The 17,929-nt window shown below is 71.8% G+C and carries 17 protein-coding genes; 8 read left to right on the forward strand and 9 right to left on the reverse strand.

Going from position 1 to position 17,929, the window contains the following annotated elements; all coding sequences use genetic code 11:
• The first annotated feature begins 87 nt into the window (after positions 1-87).
• Positions 88-729, forward strand: coding sequence for a uracil phosphoribosyltransferase (gene upp / locus ABEA34_RS10350; protein ID WP_345521172.1), 642 nt, complete (start codon positions 88-90; stop codon positions 727-729).
• On the opposite strand, the gene ABEA34_RS10355 is transcribed toward upp, so the two are convergent.
• From ABEA34_RS10355 to thpR, 5 genes are read right to left on the reverse strand one after another with little or no spacing between them, the layout of a single operon-like run.
• Positions 730-903, reverse strand: a complete 174-nt coding sequence (locus ABEA34_RS10355) for a hypothetical protein (protein ID WP_345521173.1) — start codon at positions 901-903, stop codon at positions 730-732. It lies immediately after the preceding gene.
• 29 nt (positions 904-932) lie between these two features.
• The gene (locus ABEA34_RS10360; RefSeq protein ID WP_345521174.1) at positions 933-2,321 is read right to left on the reverse strand and encodes an NAD(P)(+) transhydrogenase (Re/Si-specific) subunit beta; all 1,389 of its coding nucleotides are present in this window, start codon (positions 2,319-2,321) and stop codon (positions 933-935) included.
• Positions 2,321-2,653, reverse strand: coding sequence for an NAD(P) transhydrogenase subunit alpha part 2 (locus tag ABEA34_RS10365; RefSeq protein ID WP_345521175.1), 333 nt, complete (start codon positions 2,651-2,653; stop codon positions 2,321-2,323). The genes ABEA34_RS10360 and ABEA34_RS10365 overlap by 1 nt, the downstream gene beginning before the upstream one ends.
• Entirely contained in the window at positions 2,653-3,807 is a 1,155-nt protein-coding gene (locus ABEA34_RS10370) for an NAD(P) transhydrogenase subunit alpha (RefSeq protein WP_345521176.1), read from the reverse strand. Before ABEA34_RS10370 ends, ABEA34_RS10365 begins: the two co-directional genes overlap by 1 nt.
• A 60-nt stretch (positions 3,808-3,867) precedes the next feature.
• Positions 3,868-4,437, reverse strand: a complete 570-nt coding sequence (gene thpR / locus ABEA34_RS10375; protein ID WP_345521177.1) for an RNA 2',3'-cyclic phosphodiesterase — start codon at positions 4,435-4,437, stop codon at positions 3,868-3,870.
• Positions 4,438-4,471: 34 nt separating this feature from the next.
• Here thpR and ABEA34_RS10380 point away from each other — a divergent pair, with 34 nt between their 5' ends.
• Complete coding sequence (locus tag ABEA34_RS10380; protein ID WP_345521178.1) at positions 4,472-6,016, forward strand: hypothetical protein; 1,545 nt, start codon at positions 4,472-4,474, stop codon at positions 6,014-6,016.
• Between the two features lie 3 nt (positions 6,017-6,019).
• Here the strand turns inward: ABEA34_RS10380 and ABEA34_RS10385 are convergent, their stop codons facing one another.
• Positions 6,020-6,763 carry a VIT1/CCC1 transporter family protein gene (locus tag ABEA34_RS10385; protein WP_345521179.1) on the reverse strand — a complete coding sequence of 248 codons (744 nt, stop codon included), beginning with the start codon at positions 6,761-6,763 and terminating at the stop codon, positions 6,020-6,022.
• Positions 6,764-6,849: 86 nt separating this feature from the next.
• Between ABEA34_RS10385 and ABEA34_RS10390 the strand changes: the two genes are divergently transcribed.
• A complete protein-coding gene (locus ABEA34_RS10390; protein WP_345521180.1) occupies positions 6,850-7,632 on the forward strand; it encodes a methyltransferase domain-containing protein in 783 nt (260 codons plus the stop codon).
• On the opposite strand, the gene ABEA34_RS10395 is transcribed toward ABEA34_RS10390, so the two are convergent.
• A complete protein-coding gene (locus ABEA34_RS10395) occupies positions 7,629-8,879 on the reverse strand; it encodes an MFS transporter (protein WP_345521181.1) in 1,251 nt (416 codons plus the stop codon). The genes ABEA34_RS10390 and ABEA34_RS10395 overlap by 4 nt on opposite strands.
• 94 nt (positions 8,880-8,973) lie before the next feature.
• On the opposite strand from ABEA34_RS10395, the gene ABEA34_RS10400 reads away from it, so the two are divergent.
• On the forward strand, positions 8,974-9,279 hold the full coding sequence (locus ABEA34_RS10400; RefSeq protein WP_345521182.1) for an ArsR/SmtB family transcription factor: 306 nt from the start codon (positions 8,974-8,976) through the stop codon (positions 9,277-9,279).
• On the opposite strand, the gene ABEA34_RS10405 is transcribed toward ABEA34_RS10400, so the two are convergent.
• Complete coding sequence (locus tag ABEA34_RS10405) at positions 9,245-10,702, reverse strand: MDR family MFS transporter (RefSeq protein WP_345521183.1); 1,458 nt, start codon at positions 10,700-10,702, stop codon at positions 9,245-9,247. The two genes, ABEA34_RS10400 and ABEA34_RS10405, sit on opposite strands and share 35 nt — an antisense overlap.
• Before the next feature lie 155 nt (positions 10,703-10,857).
• Between ABEA34_RS10405 and glgX the strand changes: the two genes are divergently transcribed.
• From glgX to ABEA34_RS10425, 4 genes are read left to right on the forward strand one after another with little or no spacing between them, the layout of a single operon-like run.
• A complete protein-coding gene (gene glgX / locus ABEA34_RS10410; RefSeq protein ID WP_345521184.1) occupies positions 10,858-13,014 on the forward strand; it encodes a glycogen debranching protein GlgX in 2,157 nt (718 codons plus the stop codon).
• Positions 13,015-13,019: 5 nt separating this feature from the next.
• Entirely contained in the window at positions 13,020-15,281 is a 2,262-nt protein-coding gene (gene treY / locus ABEA34_RS10415; protein WP_345521185.1) for a malto-oligosyltrehalose synthase, read from the forward strand.
• Positions 15,278-17,026 (forward strand): malto-oligosyltrehalose trehalohydrolase, encoded by a 1,749-nt coding sequence (gene treZ, locus ABEA34_RS10420; protein WP_345521186.1) that lies wholly within the window; start codon positions 15,278-15,280, stop codon positions 17,024-17,026. Before treY ends, treZ begins: the two co-directional genes overlap by 4 nt.
• Positions 17,026-17,421, forward strand: a complete 396-nt coding sequence (locus ABEA34_RS10425; RefSeq protein ID WP_345521187.1) for an SRPBCC family protein — start codon at positions 17,026-17,028, stop codon at positions 17,419-17,421. The genes treZ and ABEA34_RS10425 overlap by 1 nt, the downstream gene beginning before the upstream one ends.
• Here ABEA34_RS10425 and ABEA34_RS10430 read toward each other — a convergent pair.
• The gene (locus ABEA34_RS10430) at positions 17,418-17,921 is read right to left on the reverse strand and encodes an alpha/beta hydrolase family protein (RefSeq protein WP_345521189.1); all 504 of its coding nucleotides are present in this window, start codon (positions 17,919-17,921) and stop codon (positions 17,418-17,420) included. The two genes, ABEA34_RS10425 and ABEA34_RS10430, sit on opposite strands and share 4 nt — an antisense overlap.
• Between the last annotated feature and the right edge of the window lie 8 nt (positions 17,922-17,929).

A 17,929-nucleotide genomic window follows, 5' to 3' on the forward strand; every position in this document is an offset into this window, starting at 1 on the left:
GTGGTGCTCCCCGTCGGGTCTTCCAGAGTGGCAGACCGGGGGGATGCGGCCAACCCCCTTTCCCTGCTGGGCCACTACTGTTTGCCCATGCGCACCCACGTCGTCGACCACCCCCTCGTCGCTCACAAGCTCACCGTGCTGCGCGACATCGACACCGACTCCCCGACGTTCCGGAGCCTGGCCGACGAGCTGGTGACGCTGCTCGCCTACGAGGCCACCCGCGACGTCCGGGTCGAGCCGGTCGACATCGTGACCCCGGTGTCGCCGACGACCGGCACCAAACTCGCCAGCCCGCGGCCCCTCGTGGTGCCGATCCTCCGGGCCGGGCTCGGCATGCTCGACGGGATGATGCGGCTGTTGCCCACCGCCGAGGTCGGCTTCCTCGGCATGATCCGCAACGAGGAGACGCTCGAGGCCTCGACGTACGCCGAGCGCCTGCCGGAGGACCTGTCCGGGCGCCAGTGCTACGTGCTCGACCCGATGCTCGCGACGGGTGGGACCCTGGCGGCCGCGATCAAGTTCCTCACCGACCGCGGCGCCGACCACATCACCGCCATCTGCCTGCTGGCCGCTCCCGAGGGCTGCGCCCGGCTGGAGAAGGACCTCGAGGGCCTCGACGTCCCGGTCACGATCGTCACCGCCGCGATGGACGAGAAGCTCAACGACAAGGGCTACATCGTCCCCGGCCTCGGCGACGCCGGCGACCGGTTGTACGGCGTGGTGGGCTGATCAGCTCGGGAAGATCTGCACCTTGCCGGTGGCGATCAGCACCATCAGCAGGAGCACGAGGATGCCGAGGACGGCGTACACCCACTCCTTGCTGACCCGGCTCTCGTCGGACTCGGGCGCGTCGTAGCGGTGGCCGTCGGGGCGGCCGCGGCGCTCCTCGTCGTCGTCAGTCATGCCATCTCAACGACTGACGGGGCATAACGTCACAGCGCCTTGACCGCGTTGAGCAGCTTGCCGAGCGTGTCCTTCGCGTCGCCGAAGAGCAACGTGGTGGTGGGCTCGAAGAGCAGCTCGTTCTCGATGCCGGCGAAGCCGGGTCGCATGGAGCGCTTCATGAAGACGACCTGCTTGGCCTCGTCGGCGTTGAGGATGGGCATGCCGTAGATCGGGGCGCCCGGCGTGGTCTTGGCGGCCGGGTTGACGACGTCGTTGGCGCCGACGACGAGGACGACGTCGGTGTTCTTGAACTCGCCGTTGATCTCGTCCATCTCGATCAGCTGCTCGTAGGGCACCTGGGCCTCGGCGAGCAGCACGTTCATGTGGCCGGGCATCCGGCCGGCGACGGGGTGGATCGCGTAGTCGACGTGCGCGCCGCGGGCGAGGAGCACGTCGACCAGCTCGCGCAGCGTGTGCTGCGCCTGGGCGACGGCCAGGCCGTAGCCGGGGACGATGATCACGCGGTCGGCGTACCCGAGCAGGATCGCGATGTCCTCGGGCCCGGCCGACCTCACCGGCCGGTCGGACGCCTCGCCGGCGCCGAGGGTCGAGCCGCCCTTGAGGGCGCCGAAGAGGATGTTGGTCACCGAGCGGCCCATGGCCTTGGCCATCAGCATCGTCAGGAACGTGCCGGACGCGCCGACCAGGGTGCCGGCCACGAGCAGCACGACGTTGCCCAGCACGTAGCCGGACGCGGCGACCGTGAGGCCGGTGAACGCGTTGAGCAGCGAGATCACGATCGGTACGTCGGCGCCGCCGACCGGCAGCACCAGCAGCATGCCGACGACCAGGCCGACCACCGCGAGGTCGATGCCGATGAACATCGAGGGGTTGGTCACCGTGAGCACGCCGAGGACGACCGCGGCGATGCCGGCGGCACCGAAGACGACCGGCAGGCCGGGGAAGACCACCGGCCGCGAGGTCATCAGCTCCTGGAGCTTGGCGAAGGTGACGATCGAGCCGGCGAAGGAGACGGAGCCCACCAGGATCGTGAACGCCGTTGCGGCGAGCGTGAACCAGCTGATCGAGTCGGCGTGCGGGATCATCTCGTCGAGCTCGAGCAGCGCGACCAGCGCGGCCGCGCCGCCGCCGACGCCGTTGAAGAGCGCGACCATCTGCGGCATCTGGGTCATCTGCACGCGCTGGGCGCCGACGACACCGATCACCGTGCCGACCGCGATGGCGGCCACGATCAGCCAGACGTGGTCGAGCTCCAGGTAGATGAACGGCACGACCACCGCGACGACGGCCGCGGCGGCGCCGATCAGGTTGCCCACACGGGCGGTCTTCGGTCCGGACAGGCCCTTGAGGGCGAGGATGAAGCAGATGGCGCAGGCCAGGTAGACGAGCTGGACCCAGGTCGGCATCGTCGTCATCAGGCGGCCCCGCCCGACTGCTGAGTCCCGTCGGACGTCGGCGCAGGCTTGGGCTTCTTGCGCACGAACATCTGCAGCATCCGGTCGGTCACCACGAAGCCGCCGACCATGTTGATCGCGGCCAGCACGATCGCGACCAGCCCGACGACGAGCGCCACATCGCTGTCGGTCGTCCCGGTCACCAGGACGGCGCCGAGCAGGATGATGCCGTGGATGGCGTTGGCGCCGGACATCAGCGGCGTGTGCAGCGTCGAGGAGACCTTTGCGATCACCTCGATGCCGACGAAGACGCTCAGGATGAAGATCGTCAGCCAGACGACTGCCTCGTCCATCAGTTCTCCCCTTCCAGGGCCACGCGCGTGGGTTCGTGCCGGATCGCTCCGTCGTGCGTCACGCAGGAGCCGATGACGATCTCGTCGTCGAAGTCGGGGGCGAAGGCGCCGGCTTCCCTGCCGTCCGGACCGTCGGTCGCCGCGCGCGTCATCAGGGTGACGATGTTGACGATGTTCTGGGCGTAGAGCCGCGACGCCGGCCCGGGCATCTGCGACGGCACGTTGGCGCCGCCCCAGACCTGGGCGTTGCCGATCCGGACCACCTCGCCCGCGACCGCGCCCTCGACGTTGCCGCCGGACTCGGCGGCCAGGTCGACGACCACGGAGCCGGGGCTCATCTGCTCGACCATCGCCCGGGTGACCAGCAGCGGCGCCCTGCGGCCGGGTACGGCGGCCGTGGTGATCAGCGCGTCCGCGGCGGCGACGTACGGCGTGAGCCGCTCCATCTGCAGCGCCGCCCGCTCCTCGGTCATCTCACGGGCGTAGCCGCCCGCACCCTCGAGGGTGTCGAGCTCGAGGTCGATCGCCTGCGCTCCCACCGACCGGATCTCCTCGGCGGCGGCCGCGCGGACGTCGTAGGCCTTGACGACCGCGCCGAGCCGCTTGGCGGTCGCGATCGCCTGCAGCCCGGCGACGCCGGCGCCGAGCACGACCACCTGGGCGGGCGGGACCGTGCCCGCCGCCGTCATGTTGAGGGGGAAGAAGCGGCGCAGCATGCCGGCCGCGACGACCGCGCAGCGGTAGCCCGACACCAGCGCCTGCGACGAGAGGGCGTCCATGGCCTGGGCGCGCGAGATCCGCGGCACCAGCTCCATCGCGAACGACGTCACGCCCGCGTCCCGCAGCGCGGTCACCACCTCGCGCTCCTGCCCGGTCGGCAGGAAGGAGATCGTCGCCGCCCCGGCGGGGAGCCGGCGGATCTGGTCGGTCGCCAGCGGCTGCACCGAGACGACCGCGTCGGCGCCGTCCAGCGCCGCGTCGTCGAGGACGGCCCCGGCAGCGGCGTACTCCTCGTCGGAGATCAGCGCGTGCAGTCCCGCGCCCGGCTCGACGGCCACGTCGTAGCCCAGACCGGTCAGCTTGCCCACGAGCTCCGGGACCATCGCCACGCGCATCTCGCCCGCACGGGTCTCTCTTGCCACCGCGATCTTCACCCGTCGCAACCTAGGGCAGAACGCCGACGCTCGATAGCCCGATGTGATGCGCGACACGCATCAGCCGAGGGCGAGCTCCTCCACGGTCTCGTGGCGCGGCCGCCCGCGGGGACCCTCGCCGAGGTACGACGCCACCAGGCTCACCCGGTCGACCCGCCACGGCGGCCCGGCGTACCCGTCGAGCAGCCGCACCCAGTCGGACACCTCCCCGGGATGTCCGAGCCGAGCGAGCGTGAGATGGGGCCGGAACCGCTGCCCGTCGACCGCGATCCCGGCCCGGTTGGCAGCCACACGGCAGCCGGTGGCCAGCCGCCCGAGCTCGGTGCGGCCGAGCTCGTCGAGGTCGAGGCCCGCCCAGATGACACGGGCGCGACCGGCGTCCGGGAAGGCGCCGCCGCCCGCGACCCGTGCGTCGAAGGGGGTACGCCGGGCCGCCGCGCGCCCGAGCCGCTCGACCAGGTCGTCGAGGCGCCGCTCCTCGACCTCGGCCAGGAACGCCAGCGTGACGTGGAGCTGCTCGGCCGCCGCCCAGCGGAACGGCGCGGCCGAGCGGCGTACCTCCAGGAACTCGTCGAGGTGCTCGATCACCCCCTCGGGCGGCACGACGGCCACGAACATCCGCAACACCATGCGCCCATCCAACCCCGGCTGAGACCATGGCCGCATGGGGTTTCGGGGCAGCCGGCGGCCGGCCGGCATCGTGCTGGCGCTGGTCCTCGCGCTGACGTCCCTGTCCGTCGCTCCGGGCACCGCAGCCGACCCGCCCCCGCCCGGCAACGACGACCGCGCCGACGCCGAGGTCGTCACCCCGGGCACCGTGGGCACGACGGTCACCGACGTCGAGCCCGACGCCAGGTGGGCGACCGAGGAGCCGGACGACCCGGCCTTCCCGTGCCGGTCGGGCGCACCCGGTCCCGGCTACGGGAGCGTCTGGTACCGGATCGCGCCCACGGTCGACACCCGGGTGCGGATCTCGACGGCCGGCTCCGACCTCGAGCCGCCCGGCGGGCCGCCGGACACCCTGGTCGCGGTCTACAGCGACGGCGAGCTGGTGGGCTGCAACGACGACATCGACGCGGCGGCGGACCAGTACCTGTCGACGCTGACCGTCGGCATCGACGCCGGCTCGACGTACGACGTCGTCGTCTCCCAGTGGGAGCCCGTCGTCCCCGAGGAGAGCACCGGGTCGCTGGTCACGAGCTTCACCTGGCTGGACGGCTCCGACTCGTCCGTGGTCGTCGGCCCCCACGAGCTCGAGCTCGAGAAGGGCGGCGCACCGGCGACGTACTCGGTGCGGCTGTCGCAGTCGCCGGCCGACGACGTGACGGTGCACGCGAGCAGCAGCGTCGGCTGCGACACCGTGCCGACGACGCTGACGTTCACCCCGGCCGACTACGCGACCCCGCAGACCGTCACGGTCTCCCCCACCGACGCCGGCACGTGCATGATCACGCACACCGCCGCGAGCACCGATCCGGCGTACGACCACCTGGCCGTCGCCCAGGTCACCGCCACGGTGCTCGAGCCGCTGCACACCGACATCGTCGTCGCCACGCCGGCCGACGGCGCCCACTTCACCCGCGGCCAGGTGGTCCTCGCCGACTACGCCTGCACCGACAACCGGGGCGGCGCCGGGATCGTGTCGTGCGTCGGCCCGATCGCCGACGGCGCCGCCATCGACACCGCCACGGTCGGCACGCACTCCTTCGCCGTCACCGTCACGGAGGTCGGCGGGGGCACGCACACGGTGACCCAGAGCTACGGCGTGGTCGCGCCGCCGGTCGTCGGCCGTCCGGACGCCCGGCTCAAGGTCGCCGGCAGGGTCCTCGGCAACGACGTCTACGGCTCTCCCGGGAAGCGGCAGTCCTGGACCACGTCGACGCAGGTCGGCAACCGGGCCCTGGCCGTGGTGTCGCTCCAGAACGACGCCGGCGTCGCGGACGCGCTCGCGCTCCGGGGCGGCGGGTCGGCCCGGGGCTTCCAGGTCCGATACCTGTCGCCGAGCGGCCGCAACCTCACGGCGGCCGTCACGAAGGGCACCTTCCGGACCCCGAGGCTCGCGCCCGGAGCGACGTACGACGTCCGCGTGCTCGTCACCGTCACCAACCGGGCGAAGCGGGCCAAGGCACTGGCCACCGTCGTGACGGTGCGCTCAGGGGCCTGGGCCACGGCGAAGGACGTCGTCCGGGTCGTCACCCGTAGGAAGTGAGCCTCACCCGATCTGGGTGCCGAGCAACGACCCGATCCCGTAGGTGACCGCCATCGCGAACAGGCCTCCCGCGACGTTGCGCAGGACCGCGCGACGCGGGCTGCCGTAGCCGAAGCGGGCGCTGGCCCAGCCGGTGAGGGCGAGCGCGACGACCACCGACGCCACGGTCAGCCAGAGCCGGACGCCGGGCGCGGCGAGGGTCATCGTGAGCAGCGGCAGCAGCGCGCCGATCGTGAACGAGACGGTCGACGCGAAGGCGGCGTTCCACGGGCTGGAGATGTCGTCGGGGTCGATGCCGAGCTCGGCCTCGGCGTGCGCGCCCAGGGCGTCCTTCTCGGTCAGCGCGATCGCGACCTCGAGGGCGAGCTCCTCGTCGAGGCCCTTCTCGACGTACAGCCCGGCGAGCTCGGCGAGCTCCTCCTCCGGCTCGTCGCGCAGCTCGCGGCGCTCCTTGGCGAGGATCGCCAGCTCGGAGTCGCGCTGGGTGCTGACGGAGACGTACTCCCCCGCGCCCATGCTCATCGCGCCGGCGGCGAGCCCGGCCACGCCGGCGATCACGATCGCGGACCGGTTGGTGGTCGCGCCGAGGGCCCCGATCACGATGCCGGCTGTCGACACGATGCCGTCGTTGGCGCCGAGCACGGCGGCGCGCAGCCAGTTGAGCCGGTTGTTGAACCCGCCCTGGTGCGGCTCGTCCTCGTGCGGTCCGATCGGGACCTCGGCGTCACTGAGCCCACTGGCGGTCATGCGCCGATCCAAGCCGTCAGGAGACGCCGCCCGCAACCAAGGGAAGCCTGCGCTCGTCTGAGCAGGCGACGAGAGAGGGTGTGCGCATGACCGAGGTGTCGTTCGACGAGAAGCTCGCCCAGTGGCAGGCCTGGTGCCAGGCACCGTGGGGTCGCCTGCGCTTCAGCGTGGTGCGCGAGACCCTGGGCCGCCAGACGGCCGCGCTCGGTGGCGGGGAAGGCGGGCTCCGGATCCTCGACGTCGGCGGTGGCGACGGCGGCGACGCCGTGCCGCTGGCAGAGGCCGGTCACGACGTGACCGTGCTCGACCCGGCGCCGTCGTGGCTCGCCGAGGCACGGCGCCGGGCCGAGGAGGCCGGCGTCGGCGACCGGGTGCGGACGCTGGAGGGCACGGTGGACGACCTGTCGGCCGCGGGCGACGGGTACGACCTGGTGCTGTGCCACTGCGTGCTGCAGTACCGCCCCGCCGACTCCGGCGACGTCGGGCGTCTCGCCGCCGCGCTCCGGACCGGAGGCCGGCTGTCGGTGATGGCTCCGAACCCCGCCGCACGGGTGGTCATGCGGCTCACCCGCGAGGGCCCGGAGGCCGCTCTCGCCGAGCTGGCGGCCAACCGCCTGGAGGCAGCCACCTTCGACACGACCGTGCGCAAGGTGACCGCCGACGAGATGGAGGTGCTCCTGGCCGCCGAGGGCCTGACCCCGGTCGGCAGGTACGCCGCGCGGGTGGCCAACGACTACATCGCCGACGACACCCTCAAGGACGACCCCACCTACTTCGCGGCGCTCGAACGGCTCGAGCTCGCGTTGTGCGACCAGGAGCCCTACGTCGGCCTCGGCGGCATGTGGCAGGTCGTCGCCGAGCGGCACTAGGCAGCGACGGCGACCACGCGACGGCCGGCCAGGCCGAGCGTCCCGGCGGTGAGGCAGGCCAGCGCGACGGCGAGCGAGAACCACGGGAAGATCGCCGACAGCCCCCAGACCGTGGCCGCCCACCCGGCGAGGATGGTCGGCACGATCATCGCGCTGTAGCCGAGCACGTAGTACGCCGACATCACCTGGCCGCGCTGGTCGGCGGGGACGACGCTGCCGAGGTGGCGCAGCGAGCCGCCGAACGCCAGCCCGAAGGACAGGCCCATGAAGACCGCGGCGGCGCCGACCAGGCCGGCGTGGCCGCTGTCGAGGGCGAGCACGCTGACGCCCAGCGCGGCTGCGGTGCCGAAGTCGCCGAGGATCGCGGCCCGCTTGGCGGCCAGTCGGCTGCCGAGGGCCTGGCTGAGGGCAGCGGAGCCGGCCATCGCGGCGACGACGGCGCCACCGAAGACGAGGCTGTGCACGCCGGTCTGCTGGCCCGCGAAGGTCGGGAAGAGCGACAGGTAGACGCCGAGCACGGACCACGCGGCCATCACGCCGAGGACGGCGAAGCGGAAGTCCGCCTTGATCGAGGCCGGCACGTGCGGGCGGGTCAGCCGCAGGGGGCCCGACGTCCGGCCGGTGCGCGCGGCGTGGGGCTCGATCATCGCCACCAGCCCGAGCAGCATGGCCAGGATGACGACCGCCACGACGGCGTACGGCGCGACGTAGGGGTGCGGCGCGAACTGGGCCAGCAGCGAGGCGGCGAGGATGGTCACCGCGATGCCGGCGTTGATCATGATGCCGGTCAGGTGGCCGGTGCGGGCGCCGCGCGACGGGCGCAGGTCGAGGAGCGCGGCGCTGCCGACCACGACCGCCGTGCCGACCGAGGCGCCGTGCAGGACCCGCGCGACGAAGAGCGCGGCCACGCCGTCGGCGGTCATGAAGACGACCAGCCCGGCGATCATGCCGACGGCGGCGCCGACGAGGAGGGGCTTGCGGCCGTACTTGTCCGACGCCTGCCCGGCCATCAGGACAGCGGCGAGCGCGGCGGCGGCGTACGCCGCGAAGACCAGCGTGGTGGTGAGCGGCGCGAGGTCCCAGCGCTGCTCGTAGAGGCCGTATAGCGGGGCGGGCGCGCCGGAGACGCCCATCGAGGCGGCCAGGAGCGCGATCAGCAGGGGGTAGGCCCAGCGCTGACCGGTGGTGTGGTCGGCGGCCCGGCCAGTCGTCTGGCCCGTCGTCTGCTGCGTCACGATCGCGCTCATGTCGTCCTCCTGCGTGGTAAGTTCGATGAAGATCGAACAGACACCACCGTAGGACTCGGTTCGATGATTATCAAACCGAGGTGAGGAGAACCACATGGCCGAGACCGAGCGAGCCGAGGTCGGCTCCCTGCAGGACGTGCTCGCCGCGCTGTCCGACCCGGTGCGGCTGGAGATGGTGCGGCGGATGTACGCCGAGGGTGGGCCGGCGCCCTGCGCCCAGCTCTACGACGAGGTCAGCAAGTCGACGGCCAGCCACCATTTCAAGATCCTCCGCGAGGCCGGGGTGACCGAGCGCAGCGTCATCGGCGGCCAGACCCACCAGGAGCTGCGGCTCGAGGACGTCGAGAAGACGTACCCCGGCGTGCTCAGCTCGATCCTGGCTGTTCGTCCGGCTCGCTGATCCGCTTCGGCATCAGCAGGCCGACGCCCAGGAGCAGCACCGCCGCGATCGCCGAGGCCAGGAAGACCTGGTGGATGGCGGGGTCGAGGATCCCCGGCGTCAGGTTCGAGACGTCGGGTACGCCGCGGCCGAGCCGGGACGCCACCTCGTGGTTGACGATCGCACCGAAGACCGCGACGCCGAGCGCGCTCCCGACCGAGCGGGCGAACATCGTCGAGCCCGTCGCGACGCCACGGTCCTGCCAGGTCACGGACGACTGGGCGGCGATGATCGACGGGCTGGCGACCAGGCCGAAGCCGAGGCCCATCACGAAGCAGGGCAGCGCCAGCACGAAGATCGAGCTGTCCGGGCCGACCAGCAGGAGCAGCGAGGTGCCGACCGCGGCGATCGCACCGCCGATCAGCATCGTCCCGCGGAAGCCGATGCTCAGGTAGAGCCGGCCGGAGTTGGACGCCGCGATCGGCCAGCCCAGCGTCATGGCGGCGAGGGCGAAGCCGGCGACGACGGCGCCGTACCCGAGCACGCTCTGCGCGTAGAGGGGGACGTACGTCGACAGGCCCATCATCAGCACGCCGACGACGAGCGAGGTGACCATCGCCGCGACCACCACGCGGTGCCGCAGCAGCCACAGCGGCAGCACCGGCTCGGCCGCCCGCCGCTCCGCCAGCACGAAGGCCGCGAGCAGCACCACCGAGGTCACGAAGAGGGCGATGCTCACCGGGGAGCCCCAGCCCCACCGGACGCCTCCCTCGAGGAGCGCCAGCAGCAGGAGCACGCCACCGCCGGTGAGCAGCACCGAGCCGGCGTAGTCGATCGTGTGGGAGCGGCGCTCGATCTGCTCGTGGAAGTTGCGCCAGATCATCGCGGCCGCGAGCAGGCCGAGCGGGAGGTTGATCAGGAAGATCCACCGCCACGAGGCGTAGTCGGCGAACACGCCGCCCAGCGTGGGACCGATGACGGCGGAGATCGCCCAGACGCTCGCGACGTACCCCTGGACCTTGGCGCGCTCCTCGAGCGAGTAGATGTCGCCGACGATCGTCATGCTCATCGGCTGCACCGCGCCGGCGCCGAGTCCCTGCACGGCCCGGAACGCGATCAGCGCGCCCATGCTCCACGCGAGCCCGCACAGCAGCGAGCCGAGGACGAAGAGACCGATGCCGACGAGCATCACCGGCTTGCGGCCGTACTGGTCCGCGAGCTTGGCGTAGACCGGGACCGTGACGGCCTGGGCCAGCAGGTAGACGGAGAACAGCCAGGGGAACTGGGTGAACCCGCCGAGGTCGCCGACCACCGCCGGCACCGCGGTCGCGAGGATCGTGGAGTCGATCGCGACCAGGCCGAGGCTGAGCATGACGGCCAGCAGGATCGGCCCGCGCTCGCTGCGCAGGCCGACACTGGCGCGGGTGATCTCGGTGTGGGTCACGTACGGCGCCAACCGGGTGTGACGCGCGACCATTCCCGGGAGGGGTTCCCGGAGTCCGGCAACGGGTACGTAACGCTGCAGTAGCGGGGACCAGTGAGGGGTGTGCTTTGATCGATCCAATCGACGACCGTGCAGTGAACCATGGGGAGGGTGCTGTGGAGGTCTGGCCCGGACGCGCCTACCCGCTGGGTGCGACGTTCGACGGGAGTGGCACGAACTTCGCGATCTTCAGCGAGGTGGCCGAGAAGGTCGTGCTCTGCCTGTTCGACGCCGACGGCACCGAGACCCAGGTCGAGCTGACCGAGGTCGACGCGTACGTCTGGCACGGCTACCTGCCGTCGGTGCAGCCCGGCCAGCGCTACGGCTACCGCGTGCACGGCCCCTGGGACCTGGACCAGGGACAGCGCTGCAACCCCAACAAGCTGCTGCTCGACCCCTACGCCAAGGCCACGGCCGGCGACATCGAGTGGGACCAGTCGCTCTTCGGCTACAACTTCGGCGACCCGGAGTCGCGCAACGACGAGGACTCCGCCGCCCACATGATGAAGAGCGTCGTGATCACGCCGTTCTTCGACTGGGAGGGCGACCGCCGCCTCGACATCCCCTACAACGAGTCGGTCATCTACGAGGCGCACGTCAAGGGCCTGACGCAGCTGCACCCCGACGTGCCCGAGGAGCAGCGGGGCACGTACGCCGGCCTCGCGCACCCGGCCGTCACCGAGCACCTGACCAAGCTCGGGATCACCGCCATCGAGCTGATGCCGGTGCACCAGTTCGTCCAGGACAGCACGCTGCTCGAGAAGGGCCTGCGCAACTACTGGGGCTACAACACGATCGGCTTCTTCGCGCCCGAGGCGTCGTACGCCGCGAGCGGTGAGGGCCAGCAGGTCCAGGAGTTCAAGTCGATGGTGAAGGCCATGCACATGGCCGGCATCGAGGTCATCCTCGACGTGGTCTACAACCACACCGCCGAGGGCAACCACATGGGCCCGACGCTGAGCTTCCGCGGCATCGACAACGAGGCCTACTACCGCCTGGTCGAGGACGACCCGAAGTTCTACATGGACTACACCGGCACCGGGAACTCGCTCAACGTGCGGCACCCGCACTCGCTGCAGCTGATCATGGACTCACTGCGCTACTGGGTCACCGAGATGCACGTCGACGGCTTCCGCTTCGACCTCGCGTCGACGCTGGCGCGCGAGTTCTACGAGGTGGACCGGCTCGCGACGTTCTTCGAGCTCGTGCAGCAGGACCCGGTCGTCAGCCAGGTCAAGCTGATCGCCGAGCCGTGGGACATCGGCCCCGGCGGCTACCAGGTCGGCGGCTTCCCGCCGCAGTGGACCGAGTGGAACGGCGCCTACCGCGACTCCGTGCGCGACTTCTGGCGCGGCGAGCCCGCGCTCGGCGAGTTCGCGTCCCGGCTGGCCGGGTCGTCCGACTACTACGAGCACTCCGGTCGACGCCCCGTCGCAAGCATCAACTTCGTCACCGCCCACGACGGCTTCACGCTGCGCGACCTCGTGTCCTACAACGAGAAGCACAACGACGCCAACGGCGAGGACAACAACGACGGCGAGAGCCACAACCGCTCGTGGAACCACGGGGCCGAGGGGCCGACCGACGACCCCGAGATCCAGGCGTTCCGCGCCCGCGAGCAGCGCAACTTCCTCGCCACCCTGCTGCTCAGCCAGGGCGTCCCGATGATCCTGCACGGCGACGAGATGGGCCGCACCCAGGACGGCAACAACAACACCTACGCCCAGGACTCCGAGATCGCGTGGATGCACTGGGACAAGGCCGACAAGCCGCTCATGGAGTTCACGTCCGCGCTGATCCGGCTGCGGCGTACGCACCCGACCTTCCGCCGCAAGCGGTTCTTCACCGGGTCCACGGTCCGCACCGGTGACGGCGAGCGCCTCAACGACATCGTCTGGCTGCACCTCGAGGGCCGGCCGATGGAGGACGGCGACTGGGACGGCGGCGCGCAGGCGATCGGCATGTACCTCAACGGCCACGGCATCGCCGGCAAGGACGCCCGCGGCCAGGCGATCAGCGACGACCACTTCCTCATCTACTTCAACGCCGACGGCCCGGCCGAGGTGACCCTCCCGCCGGAGGAGTACGCCGCGGCCTGGGACATCGTCATCGACACCGGTGGCTCCGCGGACGAGACCGAGGTCTGCAAGGCGGGTGCGACGATCCACATGGAGCACCGCAGCCTGATCGTGCTCCGCGAGTTCACCGAACCGGAGGCCGAGCCCGACCACTCCGTCGCCGCGTCGGTCGCCGCGTTGACGCAGAACTCCTGATCGCGATGAGGACCCCGGTCAGCACCTACCGGCTCCAGATCACGGAGGACTTCGACCTGTTCGAGGCCGCCCGCCGGCTCCGCTACCTGCACGACCTCGGCGTCGACTGGGTCTACCTGTCGCCGCTGCTCGCTGCCGAGCCCGGCAGCACGCACGGGTACGACGTGGTCGCGTTCGACCACGTCGACACCTCGCGCGGCGGGACCGAGGGGCTCGGCACGCTGTCCGCCGAGGCCCGTCGGCTCGGCATGGGCGTGCTCGTCGACATCGTGCCCAACCACGTCGGCGTCGCCTCGCCCACGGACGAGGCGTGGTGGTGGGACGTGCTCCAGCACGGCCGCGAGTCGGAGCACGCGACGGCTTTCGACATCGAGTGGCCGGCCGGTGACGGCAAGCTGCTCATCCCGGTCGTCGGCGACGGCGACGAGGACGCGATCGAGGTGGTGGGCGGCGAGCTCCGCTACCACGACCTCCGCTTCCCGCTCGCTCCCGGCACCAGCACGCACGAGGAGCAGCACTACCGCCTCGTCAACTGGCACGAGGCGGACGACAACCTCAACTACCGCCGGTTCTTCGCGGTCAACAGCCTCGCCGCCGTCCGCGTCGAGGACCCCGAGGTCTTCGCGGAGACGCACATCGAGATCCGCCGCTGGTTCGAGGAGGGCCTGGTCGACGGCCTCCGGGTCGACCACCCCGACGGCCTGCGCGACCCGAAGCGCTACCTCGACGACCTCGCCACCCTGACCGGCGGCGCCTACGTGCTGGTCGAGAAGATCCTCGAGCCCGGCGAGTCCCTGTCGACCGACTGGGCCACCCAGGGCACGACCGGGTACGACGCCCTCGGGCTCGTCGACCGCGTCCTCACCGACCCGGCCGGGCGGGAGCCGCTCGACGCGCTCGAGTCCCGCCTGCGCGGCGGACCCGTCGACTGGGCCGAGCTGATCCACGGCACCAAGCGCGACGTGGCCGACGGGATCCTGCACTCCGAGGTCCGCCGGATCACCCGTGAGGTGCGCCGGATGACGACCGAGGCCTCGTTCAAGGCCGTCGAGGACGCGATCGCCGAGCTGCTCGCGTGCTTCCCGGTCTACCGGTCCTACCTGCCCGAGGGTCTCGACCACCTGGAACACGCGTTCGACCTGGCGCGCACGCACCGGCCGGACCTCGCCGCGACGTACGACGTCCTGCACCCGATCCTCAGCGACGGCTGGACGCCGCCGGCGCGACGCTTCCAGCAGACCAGCGGCATGGTGATGGCGAAGGGCGTCGAGGACTGCGCGTTCTACCGCTACTCGCGGCTCACCTCGCTCAACGAGGTCGGCGGCGACCCAAGCGTCTTCTCCGTGACGGTCGACGAGTTCCACGCGGCGATGGCCGAGCGGCAGCGCGACTGGCCGCTCGCGATGACGACGCTGTCGACCCACGACACCAAGCGCGGCGAGGACGTGCGCGCCCGCATCACCGCGCTGGCCGAGATGCCAGGCGTCTGGGAGTCGGCGATCGACGAGCTGCTGGCGCTCGCGCCGGTGCCCGACCCGGGTTTCGGATCCCTGCTGTGGCAGGCGATCCTCGGCGCCTGGCCCACTTCGTCCGACCCCGACCTGCGCAGCCGGCTACACGGGTACGCCGAGAAGGCGATGCGCGAGGCCGGCGACCGCACGACGTGGACCGAGCCCGACGAGGCCTACGAGTCCGCGGTGCACGCCGCGGTCGACGCGGCCTTCGACGACGACGGCGTACGACGCGTCCTCGACCGGCTGGTCGCGGCCGTGGACGACGCCGGTCGCGCGAACGCGCTGGCCGCCAAGCTGGTCGCGATCACGATGCCGGGCGTGCCCGACGTCTACCAGGGCAGCGAGCTGTGGGAGCAGTCGCTGGTCGACCCCGACAACCGCAGGTTCGTGGACTTCGACCACCGCGACGCCGTGCTCGCCGGGTCGGCCTCCGACGACGCCGAGGCCAAGCTGCAGGTCACACGGGCGGCACTGACCCTGCGACGGGACCGGGCCGACCTGTTCTCGACGTACGCACCGGTCGGCGTCAGCGGACCCGCGGCGGCGCACGTGCTCGCCTTCGACCGCGGTGGCGCGATCACCGTCGCCACCCGGCTGCCGGCCGGCCTGGCCGCCGCCGGCTGGGGCGACACCCGGCTCGACCTGCCGCCGGGCGAGTGGCACGACGTGCTGACCGGTCGGCCCGCCTCTGCGATGCTGGCCGACCTGCTCGCCGTCCACCCGGTGGCGCTGCTCGTGAAGGAGAACGCGTGACCTACGGACCGTTCGACATCTGGGCGCCGCGCCCCTCGCGGCTGCGCCTCGTCGCCGCCGGGCAGACGATCGAGATGGCCAAGGACGAGGACGACTGGTGGACGCCCACCGGGGAGGTCCCCGACCCGGTCGGCGAGGAGATCGACTACGGCTACCTCATCGACGGCGACGAGACGCCGCGACCCGACCCGCTCTCGCGGCACCAGCCGGACGGCGTGCACGGGCTCTCGCGCACCTTCGACACGTCCGAGTTCGAGTGGCACGACTCCTCGTGGACGGGACGCCAGCTCGCCGGCGCCGTGATCTACGAGCTGCACATCGGGACGTTCACGGCGGAGGGCACCTTCGACGCCGCGCTCACCAAGCTCGACCACCTGCGCGACATCGGCGTCGACTTCGTCGAGGTGATGCCGGTCAACGCCTTCAACGGCACCCACAACTGGGGCTACGACGGCGTGCTGTGGCACGCGGTGCACGAGGGGTACGGCGGGCCCGCGGGCTACCAGCGCTTCGTCGACGGCTGCCACGCGGCCGGGATCGGCGTCATCCAGGACGTCGTCTACAACCACCTCGGACCGTCCGGCAACTACCTGCCGCTCTACGGCCCCTACCTGAAGTCCGGCGCCAACACCTGGGGCGACCTGGTCAACCTCGACGACGAAGGCTCCGACGTCGTACGCCGCTACATCCTCGACAACGTGCAGATGTGGCTGTCGGACTACCACGTCGACGGGCTGCGGCTCGACGCCGTGCACGCGCTCGACGACTCGTCCCCCGTCCACCTGCTGGAGGAGATGGCGGTCGAGGTCGCCGCCCTGTCCGCCCACCTCGGCCGGCCGCTGACGCTGATCGCCGAGTCCGACCTCAACGACACCAAGCTGGTGACGCCCCGCGAGGCCGGCGGCTACGGCCTGGACGCGCAGTGGAGCGACGACTTCCACCACGCGGTGCACGTGGCGCTGACCCGGGAGACGACGGGCTACTACGCCGACTTCGAGCCGCTGGACGCGCTCGCGAAGGTGGTCGAGCGCGGCTTCTTCCACGACGGCACGTTCTCCTCCTTCCGCGGCCGCAACCACGGCCGCAGGATCGACACCGACAAGATGCCGAGCTGGCGGCTCGTCGTAGCCAGCCAGAACCACGACCAGATCGGCAACCGCGCCGTCGGCGACCGGATCACCGAGACGCTCGACGACGACCAGCTCGCCTGCGCGGCCCTGCTGACGATGGCAGGCCCCTTCACGCCGATGCTCTTCCAGGGCGAGGAGTGGGCGGCCTCCACGCCGTTCCAGTTCTTCACCTCGCACCCCGAGCCCGAGCTCGGCAAGGCCACGGCCGAGGGCCGGATCGCGGAGTTCGAGCAGATGGGCTGGGACCCGGACGTCGTCCCCGACCCGCAGGACCCGGAGACGTTCGTGCGCTCCAAGCTCAGCTGGACCGAGGCCGGCACCGGCCGGCACGCGCGGATGCTGGACGTCTACCGGCGGCTCGCCGTGCTCCGTCGGGAGCGGCCCGAGCTGACCGACCCGTCGTTCGCCCACAACGCGTGCCTGGTCGACGAGGACGCACGGCTCTTCGAGATGTGGCGCGGCGACGTGCACGTGATCGTCAACTTCGGCGACGCCGAGGCCGTGATCGAGCTGGACGACGAGGGCGAGCTGCTCTTCGAGACGGAGTCCAGCGTCGACCTCGTCGGTACGACGCTCACGGTGCCGGCGCACGCCGGTGCGGTCATCGCCCCCTGATGGGAGCCCGGCTCGGCATCGACGTCGCGGCACCCGCCGAGCTCGCGTGGGCCGAGCTGGTGGAGCTCGACTCCTGGCCCCACTGGGGACCGACCGTCCGGTCGGCGCGGCTCGACGACGGAGGCCGCCGGCTGACCGCCGGGGCCACCGGCTCCGTCCAGACCAGCGTCGGGCTCTGGCTGCCCTTCCGGGTCGACGAGTGGACCGCCGAGGAGCCGCGGCGCTCGTGGTCGTGGTCGGTCGCGGGCGTCCCGGCCACCGAGCACTCGGTCACCGGCACCGGTCCCTTCCGGTGCCGGGTCGAGATGAGCGTGCCGTGGTGGGCGCCGGCCTACCTGGGCGTCGTCGCCGTCGCGCTCCGACGGATCCGGCGGCGCGCCGAGGCCGCCACCTAGGCGCTGAGCCAGGCGTCGAACGACCGCACGAAGATCTCGTGGCTCCGGACCATGCCGATCGGGTCGCCCGGGACCCGCAGGACGTGGTCCCCGGGGACGACGAGGCGCTCGCCCGGCAGCGCGTCGAGCACGTCCTGGCGGAAGTACGGGTCCTCGGCGCCGAAGACGACGTACTGCGCCGCGGGGTAGGTGCGGTGCGCCTCGGCGAGGTCCGGCTCGCTGAGGAGCGGGGTGAGCCACGCTGCGGCGTACCCACGCTCGGCGGCTCGGGCAACCGCCAGGGTGCCGAGCGACTTCGCGACGACCAGCACGCGGCCGTCGTACCCCTCGAGCGCGGCGTCCAGCTGGTCGCCGACCCAGGCGACCTCGGCGGCGTCGTCGTCGAACGCCGGCGGCTCCCACCAGACCTGGCGGACGTCCCAGCCGCGGGCGAGCGCGACCTGCGCGGCGAAGAAGAGCATCGGCCCGTCGGGGGTGTAGCGGCTGCCGGGGAGGACCACGCACCGGC

The sequence above is a fragment of the Nocardioides conyzicola genome, assembly GCF_039543825.1.
GTDB classification, from domain to species: Bacteria; Actinomycetota; Actinomycetes; order Propionibacteriales; family Nocardioidaceae; genus Nocardioides; species Nocardioides conyzicola.